The 15,430-nt window shown below is 76.2% G+C and carries 12 protein-coding genes and 1 pseudogene; 10 read left to right on the top strand and 3 right to left on the bottom strand.

Annotation, left to right across the window (positions count from 1 at the left end):
- Positions 1-86 precede the first annotated feature (86 nt).
- The 8 genes from OO57_RS18725 to OO57_RS18690 all read left to right on the top strand — a co-directional run bounded on the left by OO57_RS18725 (position 87) and on the right by OO57_RS18690 (position 11,068).
- A complete protein-coding gene (locus OO57_RS18725; RefSeq protein ID WP_033253681.1) occupies positions 87-1,112 on the top strand; it encodes a methionine ABC transporter ATP-binding protein in 1,026 nt (341 codons plus the stop codon).
- Positions 1,109-1,849 (top strand): methionine ABC transporter permease, encoded by a 741-nt coding sequence (locus OO57_RS18720; RefSeq protein ID WP_033253680.1) that lies wholly within the window; start codon positions 1,109-1,111, stop codon positions 1,847-1,849. Before OO57_RS18725 ends, OO57_RS18720 begins: the two co-directional genes overlap by 4 nt.
- A gap of 75 nt (positions 1,850-1,924) precedes the next feature.
- Positions 1,925-2,761, top strand: a complete 837-nt coding sequence (locus OO57_RS18715) for a MetQ/NlpA family ABC transporter substrate-binding protein (protein WP_033253679.1) — start codon at positions 1,925-1,927, stop codon at positions 2,759-2,761.
- A gap of 145 nt (positions 2,762-2,906) precedes the next feature.
- The gene (locus OO57_RS18710) at positions 2,907-3,533 is read left to right on the top strand and encodes a GNAT family N-acetyltransferase (protein ID WP_033253678.1); all 627 of its coding nucleotides are present in this window, start codon (positions 2,907-2,909) and stop codon (positions 3,531-3,533) included.
- Between the two features lie 89 nt (positions 3,534-3,622).
- Entirely contained in the window at positions 3,623-4,861 is a 1,239-nt protein-coding gene (gene cbiE / locus OO57_RS18705) for a precorrin-6y C5,15-methyltransferase (decarboxylating) subunit CbiE (RefSeq protein WP_033253677.1), read from the top strand.
- A gap of 426 nt (positions 4,862-5,287) precedes the next feature.
- Positions 5,288-8,827, top strand: coding sequence for a nicotinate-nucleotide--dimethylbenzimidazole phosphoribosyltransferase (gene cobT / locus OO57_RS18700; RefSeq protein WP_081973785.1), 3,540 nt, complete (start codon positions 5,288-5,290; stop codon positions 8,825-8,827).
- A 160-nt stretch (positions 8,828-8,987) separates the two neighbouring features.
- Entirely contained in the window at positions 8,988-10,220 is a 1,233-nt protein-coding gene (cobA, locus tag OO57_RS18695) for a uroporphyrinogen-III C-methyltransferase (protein ID WP_051777936.1), read from the top strand.
- Positions 10,221-10,264: 44 nt separating this feature from the next.
- Complete coding sequence (locus OO57_RS18690) at positions 10,265-11,068, top strand: TrmH family RNA methyltransferase (RefSeq protein WP_033253676.1); 804 nt, start codon at positions 10,265-10,267, stop codon at positions 11,066-11,068.
- A 16-nt stretch (positions 11,069-11,084) separates the two neighbouring features.
- Here OO57_RS18690 and OO57_RS18685 read toward each other — a convergent pair whose 3' ends face one another.
- Positions 11,085-11,471: a hypothetical protein gene (locus OO57_RS18685; protein WP_234337398.1), complete on the bottom strand. Its 387-nt coding sequence runs from the start codon at positions 11,469-11,471 to the stop codon at positions 11,085-11,087.
- Positions 11,472-11,724: 253 nt separating this feature from the next.
- The gene (locus OO57_RS43935; RefSeq protein WP_158715163.1) at positions 11,725-12,282 is read right to left on the bottom strand and encodes a hypothetical protein; all 558 of its coding nucleotides are present in this window, start codon (positions 12,280-12,282) and stop codon (positions 11,725-11,727) included.
- A 71-nt stretch (positions 12,283-12,353) separates the two neighbouring features.
- Here OO57_RS43935 and OO57_RS18675 point away from each other — a divergent pair, with 71 nt between their 5' ends.
- Together OO57_RS18675 and OO57_RS18670 are read left to right on the top strand one after the other, a co-directional pair.
- A complete protein-coding gene (locus tag OO57_RS18675; RefSeq protein WP_033253674.1) occupies positions 12,354-12,917 on the top strand; it encodes a GNAT family N-acetyltransferase in 564 nt (187 codons plus the stop codon).
- A gap of 32 nt (positions 12,918-12,949) precedes the next feature.
- Positions 12,950-14,395 (top strand): hypothetical protein, encoded by a 1,446-nt coding sequence (locus OO57_RS18670; RefSeq protein ID WP_051777934.1) that lies wholly within the window; start codon positions 12,950-12,952, stop codon positions 14,393-14,395.
- Between the two features lie 145 nt (positions 14,396-14,540).
- Here the strand turns inward: OO57_RS18670 and OO57_RS18665 are convergent.
- A pseudogene (locus OO57_RS18665) lies at positions 14,541-15,430 on the bottom strand (hypothetical protein); the annotation flags it as partial.

Here is a 15,430-nt window from a genome sequence, read left to right as displayed (position 1 = left end):
CCCACTCCTCCCAGGCACCCGCGTGCCCATCCGCCATTGGCGCGGACGCCCCCGCGGCCGTCCGCAGACGAACAACGGAAGCAGCTGTGATCACCACCAAGGGCCTGACCAAGGTCTACCGCTCCCAGGGCCGCGAGGTCCGGGCGCTGGACGACGTGGACCTGCACGTGCGGCAGGGCGAGGTGTTCGGGGTCGTCGGCACCAGCGGCGCCGGCAAGTCCACCCTGATCCGGTGCGTCAACCTGCTGGAGCGGCCCACCTCCGGCACCGTCACCGTCGACGGCGTGGAACTGACCGCGCTGTCCGGCAGCGAGCAGCGCGCCGGACGCGACCTGCGCGCCGCCCGGCAGCGGATCGGCATGGTCTTCCAGCACTTCAACCTGCTCTCCTCGCGCACCGTCCAGCAGAACGTCGAACTCCCGCTGGAGATCACCGGCCTGGACCGCCGCGAGCGCCGCCGCAAGGCCGCCGAACTGCTCGACCTGGTCGGCCTCGCCGACAAGGCCCGCAGCCACCCCTCCCAGCTCTCCGGCGGCCAGAAGCAGCGCGTCGGCATCGCCCGCGCCCTGGCCGGCGACCCCAAGGTGCTGCTCTCCGACGAGGCCACCAGCGCCCTCGACCCGGAGACCACCCGCTCCATCCTCGAACTGCTGCGCGAGCTCAACCAGCAGCTCGGCCTGACGGTCCTGCTGATCACCCACGAGATGGACGTCATCAAGTCGGTCTGCGACTCCGCCGCCCTGATGCGCGGCGGCAAGGTCGTGGAGAGCGGGCAGCTCACCGACCTGCTCTCCGACGGCCACTCGCGGATCGCCCGGGACCTCTTCCCGCTCGGCGACTTCGGCACCCGGGACCCGGAGCGCACCGTCCTGGAGATCACCTTCCAGGGCGACGCGCCCGCCCAGCCGTTCGTCTCCCAGCTGGCCCGCACCTACCAGATCGACATCAACATCCTCGGCGCGGCCGTCGAGACCATCGCGGGCCGCCTGGTCGGCCGGATGCGGGTCGAACTGCCCGGCAGCCACACCGACAACGTGGTGCCGATCGGCTACCTGCGCCAACAGGGCCTCCAGGTGGACGTCCTCGACCCGTCGAACGGAGCGGCCGCATGACCTGGGACCAGATGCAGGAACTGATGTGGCCCGCCACCTGGGAGACCCTCGGGATGGTCGGCATCGCGGGCCTCGCCACGCTGCTGGTCGGCCTGCCCGTCGGGCTGCTGCTGGTGCTCACCGACAAGGGCGGCCTGCTGCAGAACCTGCCGGTCAGCCGGGTGCTCGGCGCGGTCGTCAACGTCGGCCGCTCCATCCCGTTCGTCATCCTGATCGTCGCGGTGATCCCGTTCACCAAGCTGGTCATGGGCACCTCGCTCGGCTGGCAGGCCGCCAGCGTCCCGCTGGCGATCGGCGCGATCCCGTTCTTCGCCCGGCTGGTGGAGACCTCCGTCCGCGAGGTGGACGGCGGCCTGGTCGAGGCGCTCAAGTCGATGGGCGCGGGCACCGGCACCATCGTCCGCAAGACCCTGCTGCCCGAGGCGCTGCCCTCGCTGGTCGCCTCCGCCACCACCACGGTGATCGCGCTGATCGGCTACTCCGCGATGGCCGGCACCGTCGGCGGCGGCGGCCTTGGCAGCCTCGCCATCACCTACGGCTACCTGCGCTTCGAGACCGCCTTCATGTGGGTCATCGTCGCCGAGATCGTCGTCATCGTCACCGCGATCCAACTGCTCGGCGACTTCGCCGCCCGCCGGCTCTCGCACCGCGGCGACTACCGCAGCCCGCTCAGCTTCTTCCGCTCCGCCACGGCGAAGCCGGACGCCACCGAGGAAGACCTGCTCTCCTCCCGCTGACTCCCCGTCCCGCACCACGGGACGGGCGCCCCGGCCCCACCAGGGCCGTTCGCACCCCGCAGAAAGGCACTTTTCGTGCGTAACGTTCTGAAGACCACCGCCCTGACCGCCACCGCCGCCGGCCTCGCGCTCACCCTCGCCGCCTGCTCCTCGGGCTCCTCGGACTCCGGCGCCTCCGCCGACCCGAACAAGCCCCTGGTGGTCGTCGCCAGCCCCACCCCGCACGCGCAGGTCCTCAAGTTCGTGCAGGACAACCTGGCGGCCAAGGCGGGCCTCAAGCTGGACGTCAAGGAGGTCACCGACTACGTGACCCCCAACACCTCGGTCCAGGACGGCTCCGCGGACGCGAACTACTTCCAGCACCAGCCCTACCTGGACGACTTCAACAAGAAGAACGGCACGGACATCGTCTCCGTCGAGGCCGTCCACCTGGAGCCGCTCGGCGTCTACTCCAAGAAGGTCAAGAGCGTCGGCGAGCTCAAGGACGGCGCCCAGGTCGCCGTCCCGAACGACGCCACCAACGAGGGCCGGGCGCTCAAGCTGCTCGCCGACAACGGCGTGATCACCCTCAAGGACGGCGCCGGCACCACCGCCACAGTCCAGGACGTCGCCTCCAACCCGAAGAACCTCAAGTTCAAGGAACTGGAGGCCGCCCAGCTGCCGCGCGCCCTCGACGACGTCGACGCCGCCGTCATCAACGGCAACTACGCGCTGGGCGCCGACCTCAAGCCCGCCACCGACGCCCTGGTGCTGGAGAAGGCCGAGGGCAACCCCTACGCCAACATCCTCGCCGTCAAGAAGGGCCACGAGAACGACCCGCGGGTGCAGAAGCTCGCCGAGCTGCTGCACTCCGACGAGGTCAAGAAGTACATCGACGACAACTTCCAGGGCGCCGTCATCCCGGCGTTCTGACCCCCGCCCGACACCCCGAGCCGCCCCCGGCCTCCCCGCCGGGGGCACCGTGCTGACGAGCCGTGAGGTGCGGAGCGGGTACGCTGGCACGCCCGACGAAGGGCGGGACGTACGGTGTGTCCACGACCCGGCGAGGAGAGACGGCATGGTTGCGAACTTCCCCGAGACCGCCATCAGCACCGAACGGCTGCTGCTGCGCCCCCTTGAGGAGCAGGACGCCCCCGGACTGGCCGCCATGCTCGACGACGAACTCGTCCAGACCTGGACCGGCCACCCCCGCCCCTACCGCCAGGCCGACGCCCACGAGCTGATCGCCCGCCACGCGCCCGAACGACGCGCCCGGGGACGCGGAATCGTCTTCGCCGTCACCGAGCACCTCACCCAGCGGCTGGTCGGCCTGCTCGAACTCGACCGCACCGACTGGCACCTGCGCGCCACCGAGGTCCGCTTCGTCACCGCCCCCTGGGCCCGCGGCGAGGGCTACGCCCCCGAGGCCGTCCTCGGCACCGCCCAGTGGCTGTTCGAGGACCGCGGCTTCCAGCGCCTCGAACTGCGCACCGCCGCGGGCAACACCGCCGCCCAGCAGGTCGCCCAGAAGAGCGGCGCGATCAGCGAAGGCGTGCTGCGCAACGCCGCCATAGTCCGCGGCGGTGAATGGGGCCCCGGGCCCGAGGAGCACACCGACCTGATCGTGTGGAGCCTGCTCCCCGAGGACCTCGACCCGCCCGAACCCGCCCACCCCGACGACCGCCACCACGCCCTGCGCCGCTGAACCCCGGTCAGGGGGTAGCCTCTGGCGAGGGAGCGCCCGCGGCGCACCCCACCAGGGGCGGAACGACGGCGTAGGGAGAACTGCCGCAGATGGCTGACCGGATCACGGTCATCGGGTGGGACGGCACCCCGCTGACCCAGGCCGCCGCCGGCGCGCTCGCCGGAGCCACCCTGGTCGCCGGAGCGGGCTACCAGCTCGCCGCCCTCCCCGTCCCCGCACGCGCCGAACGCATCGGCCTCGCCGACCTGCGGGCCGCCGCCCGGAGGATCGCCGACCACCGCGGCACCGCCGTCGTCGTCGCCGAGGGCGACCCCGGCTTCTTCGGCGTCGTGCGCACCCTGCGCCGCCCCGAGTACGGCCTCGAACTCGAAGTCCTGCCCGCCGTCTCCTCGGTGGCCACCGCCTTCGCCCGGGCCGGGATGGCCTGGGAGGACGCCCAGGTGGTCTCCGCCCACGGCGGCCGCCTGCGCCGCGCCGCCAACGTCTGCCGCGCCCACCCCAAGGTCGCCGTCCTCACCACCGGCGGCGCCGGGCCCAGCGAACTCGCCCTGATGCTCCGCGGCGTCCCCCGCACCTTCGTGGTCTGCGAGGCCCTCGGCACCCCGGAGGAGGACGTCACCGTCCTCACCTCCGAGCGCGTCCCCGACCACGACTGGCGCGACCCCTCGGTCGTCCTGGTCATCGGCAACGTCCCACCCGCCGACGCCGCCTCCGGCTGGCTGGCCGGCAAACCGCTCGACCACCCCGGCGCCCAGCGCGGCTGGGCCCTCCCCAGCCGGGCGTACGCCGGAGCGGACGCCGAGGGCAGGCGCCCCCGCGCACTACCGCCGCACGTCCGTGCGCTGGCGCTGGCCCGGCTCGCACCCGCCCCCGGCGACCTGCTGTGGACCGTCGGCGCCGGGGACGGCGCGCTCGCCGTCGAAGCCGCCCGGTTCGGTGCCGCCGTGGTCGCCGTCGAGGCCGAACCCGCCGACTGCGCCCGGATCTCCGCCAACGCCCGCAAGGCCGGCGTCGAGGTCGAGACCGCCGCCGGAGCCGGGCCCGAAGTCCTCGGCGCGCTCCCCGAACCCGACGCCGCCGCCGTCGAACAGGGCGGCCCCGCGATGGTCCGCGCCGTCGCCGCCCGCAAGCCCGAACGCGTCGTCGCCGTCGCCCGCAGCCTCGCCGAGGCCACCGAGACCCGCCGCGTCCTGGACGCCGCCGGGTACCGCACCGACGCCCTGCTGCTGCAGTCCGCCCCCCTGCGGGCCGAGGCCGACGAGGAGGCCGGACCCTCCTTCGGCCGCGGCGACTACACCCTGCTGATCTGGGGAGAACCGTACGACTGATCTCCGTTTCCGCCCCCGCGGACCGTCCGACCCGGGCGGTACGGTGATCCCCGTCGCATCCGGACAGGGTTTCGAGATCGGCCCGGCCGCGGCCGGTAGGGTTTCCCCGGGGACCAGCCCGTCGAAGCAGCACCGTGTCCGATCCGGCACGGTTGCCACCCATTTGACGCGTTGCAACCCGAACGGCCCGCTTCGCGGGCATTCGACGCGGTGCGCACCCGCCCGGAAGAATGCCGTGAGGGTCCGGAGCGGCCGCGCCGTCGTGCCGGTTGCCCGGGGCCGTCGTTGTTTCTGATGGCACGCCACCCGTGCGGGTGACGGCCGATGGAGTAAGGGACGGGTCGGTGCGGTTCCGTTCCGGCGAAGTGGGCGGGGCCTCCGGGGACCTCGCCGAGGACGCGCAAGCGGCCTGGAAGGAGCATTGACATGACCGACGGCGGACACGCCCCCAGTGCCGGTCCCCTCGCGCCCGAACCCGGGCCCGGCGGAGCCGTACCGGAGCCCCACCTCGGCGCGCCCCTCCAGCCCGCCGCGCCCGCCGGGCCCTGGCACGGCGACCAGCGGCCGGCGTACACCTTCCTCGACCAGCCCGACGGCGACGACGAGGACGACGTCCTGCTGATGCCCGGCCCGCAGACCGCCTGGGGCGAGGCCGCCCAGGGCGCCGAGCACGCCGCCGCGGGCGAACAGCCGCCCGGCGCCCCCGTCGCGCCCTCCTGGCCGCCGCTCGCGCCCCCCGTCCTCACCGTCGTCCCGCCCGCCGAGAGCGCCGGGGCCGCGCCGGTCGCCGAGAGCGGCCAGCCGCCCGCCGAGCCCGCCGGGTCCGCCGACGGCAGCGGCACCCTGCACCTCGCCGGCCCGCAGGCCCAGCCCGCCGCGACCGCGACGGCCGTGCAGCAGCCCGTGCCGCCGCAGCCGCGCCGCCCGCTGCACGCCGGGCCGCCGATCCCCGACCCGTCCCTGATGACCGGTCACGTCCCCGTCCGCTCCCTCGCCGAACGCGGCCCGTCCGCGCCCGGCGGCACGCCCCCGCACGGGGTGCCGGTCCCGGCCGCCGAAACGGTGCAGCAGCAGGCCCCGGCCACCGGCACCCCCGCGCACGGCGTGCCGGTCGCGGTGCAGGCCCCGGCCGTCCAGGTGCCCGCGCCGGTGCAGCCGCAGGTGGTGGAGGCCGCCGCGGCGGCGGCCGTGGCCGCGCCGGTCGCCGAGCCCGTGGCCGAACCCGTCGTGGAGCCGGTGACCGAGCCGGTCGCCGAGCCGGCGGCCGTGGCGCCCGCGGTGGAGAACGCGGCGGAGGCCGTGACGGTCGAGCCGGTCGCCGTCGCGCCGGTCGCCGAACCCGTCGTGGCGCCGGTCGTCGAGCCGGTGGCTGGGCCCGCCGCGAACCTGGCGCCGGTGTTCGTCGAGCCGGCCGAGCCGGTCGAGCCGATCGCGGCTGCTGCGCCGGTCGAGCCGCAGGCCGCCGAGACTGCTCCGGTCGAGGCCGAGGCCGAGGCCGTGCCGTCGGAGCCGCAGCCCGAGGCGGCTGCCGTTGCCGTCGCCGCCGAGGCGGCAGTTGACGCCCCGTCGGCCGAGCAGCCCGCGCCCGTCGAGCCCGCGAACGTGCAGGCCGAGAACGTGCAGCCCGAGCTCGCGGAGACGGTGAGCGGCGAGGCCGTCGCGGAGCCGATCCCCGACCCGGCCGCCAAGCCGTCCGGCCGGGGGGCGCACCGGCGCATCTCCGCGTTCCTCGCCGCCCCCGCGGGCCTGCCGCTGCTGGAGCCCGAGACCCCGGCCGCCGCCGAACCGCAGCAGCCCGAGGCCGAGCAGGCCGCACCCGCCGCCGAGCAGGCCGTCGAGCCCGTCGCGGCCGTCGAGCCCGTCGCCGTGGAGCCCGTCGCCGTGGAGCCCGTCGCCGTGGAGCCCGCGGCGGAGGCCCCGGTCGAGGAGCAGGCGGCCGAGCCGGTCACGGAGGCGCCCGAAGCCCCGGCCGCCGAGGCCGAGCCGGTCGCCGAGCCGGTCGTCGAGGCCCCCGTCGAGGCCCCCGCCGGGGAGCAGGCGGCCGAGCCGGTCGCCGAGGCCCCGGTGGAGACGCCCGAGGCCCCGGCCGCCGAACCGCAGCAGCCCGAGGCCGAGCAGGCGCCCGAGCCCGCCGCCGAGGCGGCCGAGGCGCCCGAGCCGGTCGCGGAGGCGCCCGAAGCCGCCGTCGAGCCCGCCGCGGAGGAGGAGCGTCCGCCCGCCGCGCCCGGGTACGACGAGGCCGGGCGGGAGGCCGTCCACCAGGTGATCCGGGAGCGGCGCGACGTGCGCAACGGCTTCCGGTCGGACGCGATCCCGCACGAGGTGCTGATCCGGGTCCTGGAGGCGGCGCACACCGCGCCGAGCGTCGGCTACTCGCAGCCGTGGGACTTCGTGGTGATCCGCTCCGCGAAGACCCGCCGCAAGATGCACGAACTGGCGGAGCGCCAGCGCGAGGCGTACGCGGACTCGCTGCCCAAGGGCCGGGCGAAGCAGTTCAAGGAAATCAAGATCGAGGCGATCCTGGAGACGCCGGTCAACATCGTGGTGACCGCCGACCGCACCCGCGGCGGCCGGCACACCCTGGGCCGGCACACCCAGCCGCAGATGGCCCCGTACTCGGCCGCGCTGGCGGTGGAGAACCTGTGGCTGGCGGCCCGCGCCGAGGGCCTGGGCGTCGGGTGGGTGAGCTTCTTCGACGAGGAGGAGCTGGTCCGCGAGCTGGGCCTGCCCGAGCACCTGGACGTCGTCGCCTACCTGTGCGTCGGCTACGTGGACGCGTTCCCGGACGAGCCGGAGCTGCAGCAGCAGGGCTGGGCGAAGAAGCGCCCGCTGTCCTGGGTGGTGCACGAGGAGCAGTACGGCAACCGCGCGCTGCCCGGCGAGGAGCCGCACGACCTGCTGACCGACACCCTGCGCGGCATCCGCCCGCTGGACGCCAAGGCGCTCGGCGAGGCGTGGGACCGGCAGAAGCGGATGACCAAGCCCGCCGGTTCGCTCGGCGTGCTGGAGCTGATCGCGGCCCAGCTGTCCGGCCTGGCCCGGCAGTGCCCGCCGCCGGTGCCGGAGCCCGGCTGCGTGGCGATCTTCGCCGGTGACCACGGCGTGCACGCCCAGGGCGTCACCCCGTGGCCGCAGGAGGTCACCGCGCAGATGGTCGGCAACTTCCTGGCGGGCGGCGCGGTGGTCAACGCCTTCGCCGCGCAGATCGGCACCGAGGTGTGCGTGGTGGACGTCGGCGTGGCCGCCGAACTCCCGGACGCCATCCAGCAGGGCCGCACCACCGGCCTGCTGCCGCGCAAGGTCAAGCCCGGCACCGACGACATGACGCAGGGCCCGGCGATGAGCCGGGACGAGGCGCTGCGCGCGGTCGAGGTCGGCATCGAGACCGCCCGCGACCTGGTCGCGGCGGGCAACAAGGTGCTGATCACCGGCGACATGGGCATCGCCAACACCACCGCCTCCGCCGCGCTGATCTCGGTGTTCACCGAGACCGACCCGGCCGAGGTCACCGGCCGCGGCACCGGCATCGACGACGAGACCCACGCCCGCAAGGTCGCGGTCGTCCGGCAGGCCCTCGACCTGCACAAGCCCGACCCGGCCGACCCGATCGGCGTGCTGTCCGCGGTCGGCGGCCTGGAGCACGCCGCGATCGCCGGGTTCCTGCTCGGCGCGGCCTCGCTGCGCGTCCCGGTGATCCTGGACGGCGTGATCGCCGGCTCGGCGGCCCTGGTCGCCAAGGCCATCGCCCCCGAGGTGCTGGCCGCCTGCATCGCGGGCCACCGCTCCGCCGAGCCCGGCCACCAGACCGCGCTCGCCAAGCTCGGCCTGCGCCCGCTGATCGACCTCGACCTGCGGCTCGGCGAGGGCACCGGTGCCCTGCTGGCCCTCCCGCTGGTGCAGAGCGCGGCCCGGGCGATGCACGATGTAGCCACCTTCGACTCCGCCGGGGTCACCGAGAAGGCCTGACCCGACGGCACCGGCCGCCCCCGCAGTGCGAGGGGGCGGCCGCCCCGCCGAACCCGTACCGGCTCAAGGGCGCGCCGGCACCGGGCTCCCGCCCGTGGGGCCGTCCGGCCGATCCCGTCGGACCTCCCCAGCACCGCCGCCCACCCAGGAGCTCCCCCTCATGACCGCGCCCACGCCCCACCCGTCCACCCAGGGCCTCACCCCGTACCCCGTCGGACTGCTGCTCGCGGGCCGCCGCGTCGTCGTCGTCGGCGGCGGACAGGTCGCCCAGCGCCGGCTGCCCGCGCTGATCGCCTCCGGCGCCGAGATCCACCTGATATCCCCGGCCACCACCCCCGCGGTCTCCGCGATGGCCGACGCCGGCGAGCTCACCTGGCACCAGCGCCCGTACGCGGACGGCGACCTCGTCGACACCTGGTACGCCCTGGTCGCCACCGACGACCCGGCCGTCAACACCGCCGTCTCCGCCGAGGCCGAGCGCCTGCGGGTGTTCTGCTCCCGCAGCGACGACGCCTCCGCCGCCACCGCCTGGACGCCCGCCTCCGGCCACGACTCCGGCGCGACCGTCGCCGTCCTCACCGGCGACCCCCGGCACTCCGCCGCGCTGCGCGACTCCATCGTGGCCGGGCTGCGCGACGGCTCCCTCGCGGCCCGCCAGTACCGCGCCCGGGACGCGGGCGTCGCCCTGGTCGGCGGCGGCCCCGGCGACCCCGACCTGATCACCGTCCGCGGCCGCCGCCTGCTCGCCGACGCCGACGTGGTGGTCGCCGACCGCCTCGCCCCGCGCGAGCTGCTGGCCGAGCTGCCCCCGCACGTCGAGGTGATCGACGCCTCCAAGATCCCCTACGGCCGCTACATGGCGCAGGAGGCGATCAACAACACGCTCGTCGAGCACGCCAAGGCGGGCAAGTTCGTGGTCCGCCTCAAGGGCGGCGACCCGTACGTCTTCGGCCGCGGCGGCGAGGAACTGCTGGCCTGCGTCGAGGCGGGCGTCCCGGTCACGGTCGTCCCCGGCATCTCCTCGTCGATCAGCGTCCCCGCGGCCGCCGGGATCCCGGTCACCCACCGCGGCCTCACCCACGAGTTCACCGTCATCTCCGGCCACGTCGGCCCCGGCGAGCGCTCCCTCACCAACTGGGAGGCCGTCGCGGGGATGACCGGCACCCTGGTCCTGCTGATGGCCGTCGACAAGATCGGCGCGATCGCCGCCGAACTCGTCGCCCACGGCCGCGCCGCGGACACCCCCGTCGCCGTCGTCCAGGAGGGCACCACCGCCGCCCAGCGCCGCGTCGACGCCACCCTCGCCACCGTCGGCGAGACGGTCGCCGCGGAGGGGATCAAGCCCCCGGCGGTCATCGTGATCGGCGACGTGGTCGGCGTCCTGAACCCCTGAGGCGGGCGGCTCGGCCCCGGCCGCCGACGTGCGAAAATCGTCCGGTGTCCGAGCCTCTCACCGTCACCGACGCCGCCGACCCCCGGCTGAGCGACTACACCGACCTGACCGACGTCGAACTGCGGCGCCGCCGGGAGCCCGCCGAGGGGCTGTTCATCGCCGAGGGGGAGAAGGTGATCCGCCGGGCGCTGGCGGCCGGCTTCCGGATGCGGTCGATGCTGCTGACGGCCAAGTGGCTGGGCGTGATGGCGGACGTCATCGCGGACGCGGACGCGCCCGTCCACCTGGTCGAACCGGCGCTCGCCGAGCGGGTCACCGGCTACCACGTGCACCGGGGCGCGCTCGCGTCGATGGAGCGCAAGCCGCTGCCCGGTGCCGCGCAGGTGCTCGCCGGGGCCCGCCGGGTGGCCGTCCTGGAGGGGCTGGTCGACCACACCAACCTGGGGGCGATCTTCCGTTCCGCGGCCGCCCTCGGGATGGACGCGGTGCTGCTCTCCCCGGACTGCGCGGACCCGCTGTACCGGCGGGCCGTCAAGACCTCGATGGGCGCGGTGTTCTCGGTGCCGTACGCCCGCCTCGACCCGTGGCCGGAGGCGCTCGGCACCGTCCGGGAGGCCGGGTTCGAACTGCTGGCGCTGACGCCCTCCGGCGCGGAGGACTTCACGAAGGCCCGCCCGGACCTGCTGCCCAGGGCCGCGCTGATGCTCGGCGCCGAGGGCGACGGCCTGACCCCGAAGGCGCTGGCCGCCGCCGACCAGCGGGTGCGGATCCCGATGGCGCACGGCATCGACTCGCTGAACGTCGGCGCGGCCGCCGCGATCGCCTTCTACGCCGTCAACCACGGCTGACGGCCGGGCCGCTCCCTCACAGCCGGGCGAACGCAGCCGCGTCCGCGTCGTCCAGCACGAAGCCGTTGTCGAACCGGACCCGCACCGAGCTCCGCGGGCCCTGCGCGCCGAACTCCCGCCAGCGCGGCTCCAGTTCGGCGAGCTGCGCCTCCAGGCGGCGCAGGCTCTCCGCGGGCATCGTGTGCCCGTAGTCCTCGAACAGGGCCCGCAACCGCTCGTACTCGCGGACCTCCTCGGGCGGCGGCAGCTCCCCGGAGACCCGGACCACGGTGCCCTCGACGCCCGCGCCCAGCAGCAGGAACCCCACCAGCGGGCCGTCCTCCCCGGCTGCCGCCCCGCCCAGCGCCAGGTCCTCGACCAGCCTGACGCGCTCTCCCTCCACCAGGGCCACCGCTGCCGCCACCTCTCCCGCCTCGCTCCGCACCGCCGCCGGACCGGCGCACGACACCGCCATTATCCGCGGTCCGCCGGGCCACCGGGCTTCCGTCCACGCCGGGACCACCTCCACCGCCGCGGGCACCGGCGTCCCCGCCCCGCACGGCTACGCGTGCTTCCCGCCCGGCACCCCGGCGGCGAATCCGTCACCTCCCACGAGGAACGCGGCGACGGCTGGTACAGCTGGCCCGACGCCCGCCGCCCCGCTCAGGCCGCCCCGCTCACGCCGCCCGGCGCGCCGCCGGGGGCCGGATCGGCAGCGGCGCGGGCCGCCGCGGGTCGTGGTGGCGACGGCCCGTCAGGTCGCCGACCCGCAGCACCAGGTCCGGTGCCGGGGGAGCGGGCCACACCGTCAGCCGGTGCTCCTCCACCGGGCGGGCCGCGGTGTCCGCCTCCCGCCCGCGGTCCCGGCCGCGGGTCTGCACCCGCACCCGGTACCAGCCCGGCCCGGCGTGCGCCAGGTTCCCCGGCCCGTCGACGTCCACCCCGTCCCAGGCGCGCAGCCGCAGCTCACCGCTGCTGTGCAGCGACAGCTCGACCACGCTCTCCCACTCCGCCCCCGGCTCCGGCGGACGCTGCGCGCAGCGCTCCACCCCCAGCCGGATCAGCCCCGTGTGCGTGCCGCACAGCACCGTCAGGTGGTCCGGGCAGCCCGCGGCCACCCCGTTCCCGTGGAACAGCCGGTCCAGCGCGTGCGCGTCCCAGCCGTCCGGCAGCTCCGGCCCGTACAGGAAGTACTGGCAGTACGCGACGTGCATCGCGTCGGTCGTCCACATCATGCGCACATGCTGCCGCCCCGTACTGACAAGCCGTCAACGCCGCCCGGGCGCCCTCCGGTAACGTCCCGGCCATGCCGACCACCCCGACACCCGTCGTCCTGGAGGGCCGTCGGGTGCGGCTCGAACCGCTCACCCCCGCACACGTCCCCGCCCTGTTCGCCGCCGGGGGCCGCGACGAGCAGGTCTGGCGCCACCTCAGCGCCCCCACCCCGCACACCGAGGACGACCTGCACGCGATCGTCACCGCCCGCCTCGCCGACGCCGCCCGCGGTGTCCGCCTCCCGCTCGCCGTCCTCGACCGCGCGAGCGGCGCCGCGATCGGCACCACCAACCTGCACGGCTGGGACGTCCGCACCGGCCGGATCGAGATCGGCGGCAGCTGGCTCGGCCGCCGCTGGTGGCGCACCGGCGCCAACCGCGAGGCCAAGCTCCTGCTGCTGGCCCACGCCTTCGACACCCTAGGCTTCACCGAGGTCCGCTGGCGCGTCGACGCCGCCAACACCCGCTCCCGCGAAGCCGTCACCCGCCTCGGCGCCCGCCCCGCCGACCCCGGCGCCCCGCCGCACGGCCTGCTCCACTACACGATGACCGCCACCGACTGGCCCGCCGCCCGCGCCCGCCTCACCACCCGCTGAGCCCGCCGCCCGCTGAAGGGGGACCCGCCCGCATGCCCGACCTCCCGTACGACTTCCTGGCGGGCCTGGCCGAGAACCCGGCCCTGCCCGCCCACCTGCTCGACCGCCTGGTCGCCGCTTCGCACCGCTCCCACAACCTCCGCTACGCCCTCGCCCGCCGCCCCGACCTGACCGCGCCCCACCTCGACACCCTGATCGCCCACGACGCGCACGCCGTCGCCCTCAGCCGCCACCTGCCGAAGCCGGTGCGCCGCCGCCTCGCCGCCCACCCCGACCCGTCCGTCCGGACCGCCCTGGTCGTCTCCGCCGCCCCCGACGAGGAGCGCGACCTGTTCGAACGGTTCGCCACCGACCCGGCCCCCGAGGTGCGCAAGGAGCTCGCCCAGAGCGACCACACCCCCGCCGACCTGCGCGCCCGTCTCGCCCACGACCCCGACCCGGAGGTCCGCGCGACCCTCGGCCAGTGGTGGACCGCCGCCCCCGAGCCCGTCCGCCGCAGCCTGCTCACCGACCCCGAAGGCAGCGTCCGCGCCGCCGCCTGCGCCACCTACTTCTGCCGCCTGCCGCACCCCGTCCCGCCCGCCGACCTCGTCCCCGCCCTGCTCGCCGACCCGCTCACCCGGGCCGGCGCCGTCGCCCACTGCGACCCGGCCGCCACCGACCTCGCAGGCCTCGCCGCCGACCCCGACCCGGAGGTCCGCCACGCCCTCGCCGCCCACCCCGGCCTGCCCGCCGAGCTGCGCGACCGCCTCGCCGCCGACCCCGGCGCCCGGGTCCGCCTCGCCGTCTTCGCGCGCCCCGACACCCCCGCCGCCGACCGCGCCGCGCTGTACGCCTCGGTCACCGGCCCGTTCGAACCGCCCGGCGAGGACGTGGACGAGGAGACCGCCATCGAGCTGGAGATCGACCACATCCAGGTCGGCATCGAGCTCTGGATGCTCCACCTGCCCTGGGTCACCGCCGACCCGCTGCCGCACCTCGACTCGCCCTACCCGGTCCTCCGCCGCGCCGCCGCCGCCTCGCCCGACCTGCCCGCCGCGGCCCGCGCCCGGCTGCTCGCCGACCCCGACAACGAGGTCGCGCTCGCCGCCGCGGGCAGCAGCCCCGACCCGATCGACCCGACCACCGCCGAACGCCTCGACCGCGAGTACCGCCCGTTCAAGCCGATGTCCTGGCGCCCCGCCGACGAGTTCCCGCTGCCCGTCGAGGCCCTCCGCCGCCTTGCCGCCGACCCCGCGCCCCGGATGCGGCTGCTCGCCCTGCGCGACCCCGAGCTGCCCGCCCACCTGCTGGAACGCCTCGCCACCGACCCCGAGGCACACGTCCGCCACGCCGCCGCGCGCCACCCCGCCCTCGCCCCGGCCCTCCTGCGCGCCCTGCTCGACGACCCGTCCCCGTCCGTCCACCGGGCCGCCGCCGCCAACCCGGCCCTCCCGGCCGACGAGGCCCGGGCCCGCCTGGACGCCGCTGGCCTGTGACGCTCCGGCCCCGGCGGGGGAAGGGGCGTCCACCCGGGAGTGCGCCACCACGGGGACGCGCCGACGGCCGGCCGCTGTGCTCCGTTCGCACCGGCGGCTGCCGCAGGGGAGCCCGCCGCCGACGTCCGCCCGGCGAGCCGCTGCCTCAGTCCGCCGACCCCGAGACGCCCGAGCCCGGCCAGGACTCCTCCAGCCCGCCGTCCGCCCGGACGGTGTACCGGGTGGAGGAGACCGCGCCCGTCCGGTCGACCTTCTCCTCGCGGATCAGCGCGCCGTTCTCCACCCGCCACACCGCGCCCGCCTCCGGGTTCGCCGCCGAGGCCCGGTCCGCCAGCAGGACGGGGGAGCCGTCGGTGAAGCCGTACAGCTGGACCAGGTCGACCGGCACCGCGCCCTCCAGGCGGCGCAGCACCACCAGGGTGGCCTGCGCGTCCCGGTAGCGGGCGGGCAGCACCGCGGAGAGCGAGACCGGCGGGCTGCCGCCCTCGGCGGAGCGCCCGTCGCGCAGCCGGATCGCCGGGCCGCCGGACGGGTCCGGGTAGCTGAGGTTGGGCCAGTCGACCTGCGGCGGGGTGCCGAACGACGGGGCCAGCCCGGTGCCGCCGTGCCCGGCGGCGTTCGCGCCGTCCACCGACAGCGTCGTCCCGCTGGCCGACTCGACCGGCGCGGTCGCCACCCCGGTGGGCTGCGGGCCCAGGCCCTGCGCGCCGCGGTTCTCGCAGCCCTGCGCGACGGCGATGGCCAGCGCCACGCCCAGGGTGACCGTCACGAACACCACCAGCCGCTGCCGCAGCAGCCGCTGCCGGGGCGTCGGCCGCCCGCCCAGGGTGTGCGGGGCGCGCCCAGGCGGGGGAGTGCGGTCCCGGCCGGGCACCGGGGTGCGCTCCCGCCCGGCCGCGGGGCGGCGCTCCCGGACGGTGTCCCCGTCCCGGGCCGGACGCCGGACCCCGGGGCCGCCCGGACGGCCCTCCGGCCGCGCCGCGTCCTGCCGGGGCATCGCCGGGGCGGCCACCGCCCGGCCCCCCGCCGCAGCCT

This window comes from Kitasatospora phosalacinea (assembly GCF_000717185.1).
Classification (GTDB): Bacteria; Actinomycetota; Actinomycetes; order Streptomycetales; family Streptomycetaceae; genus Kitasatospora; species Kitasatospora phosalacinea_A.
This window is presented reverse-complemented; position numbering and strand designations above follow the sequence as displayed.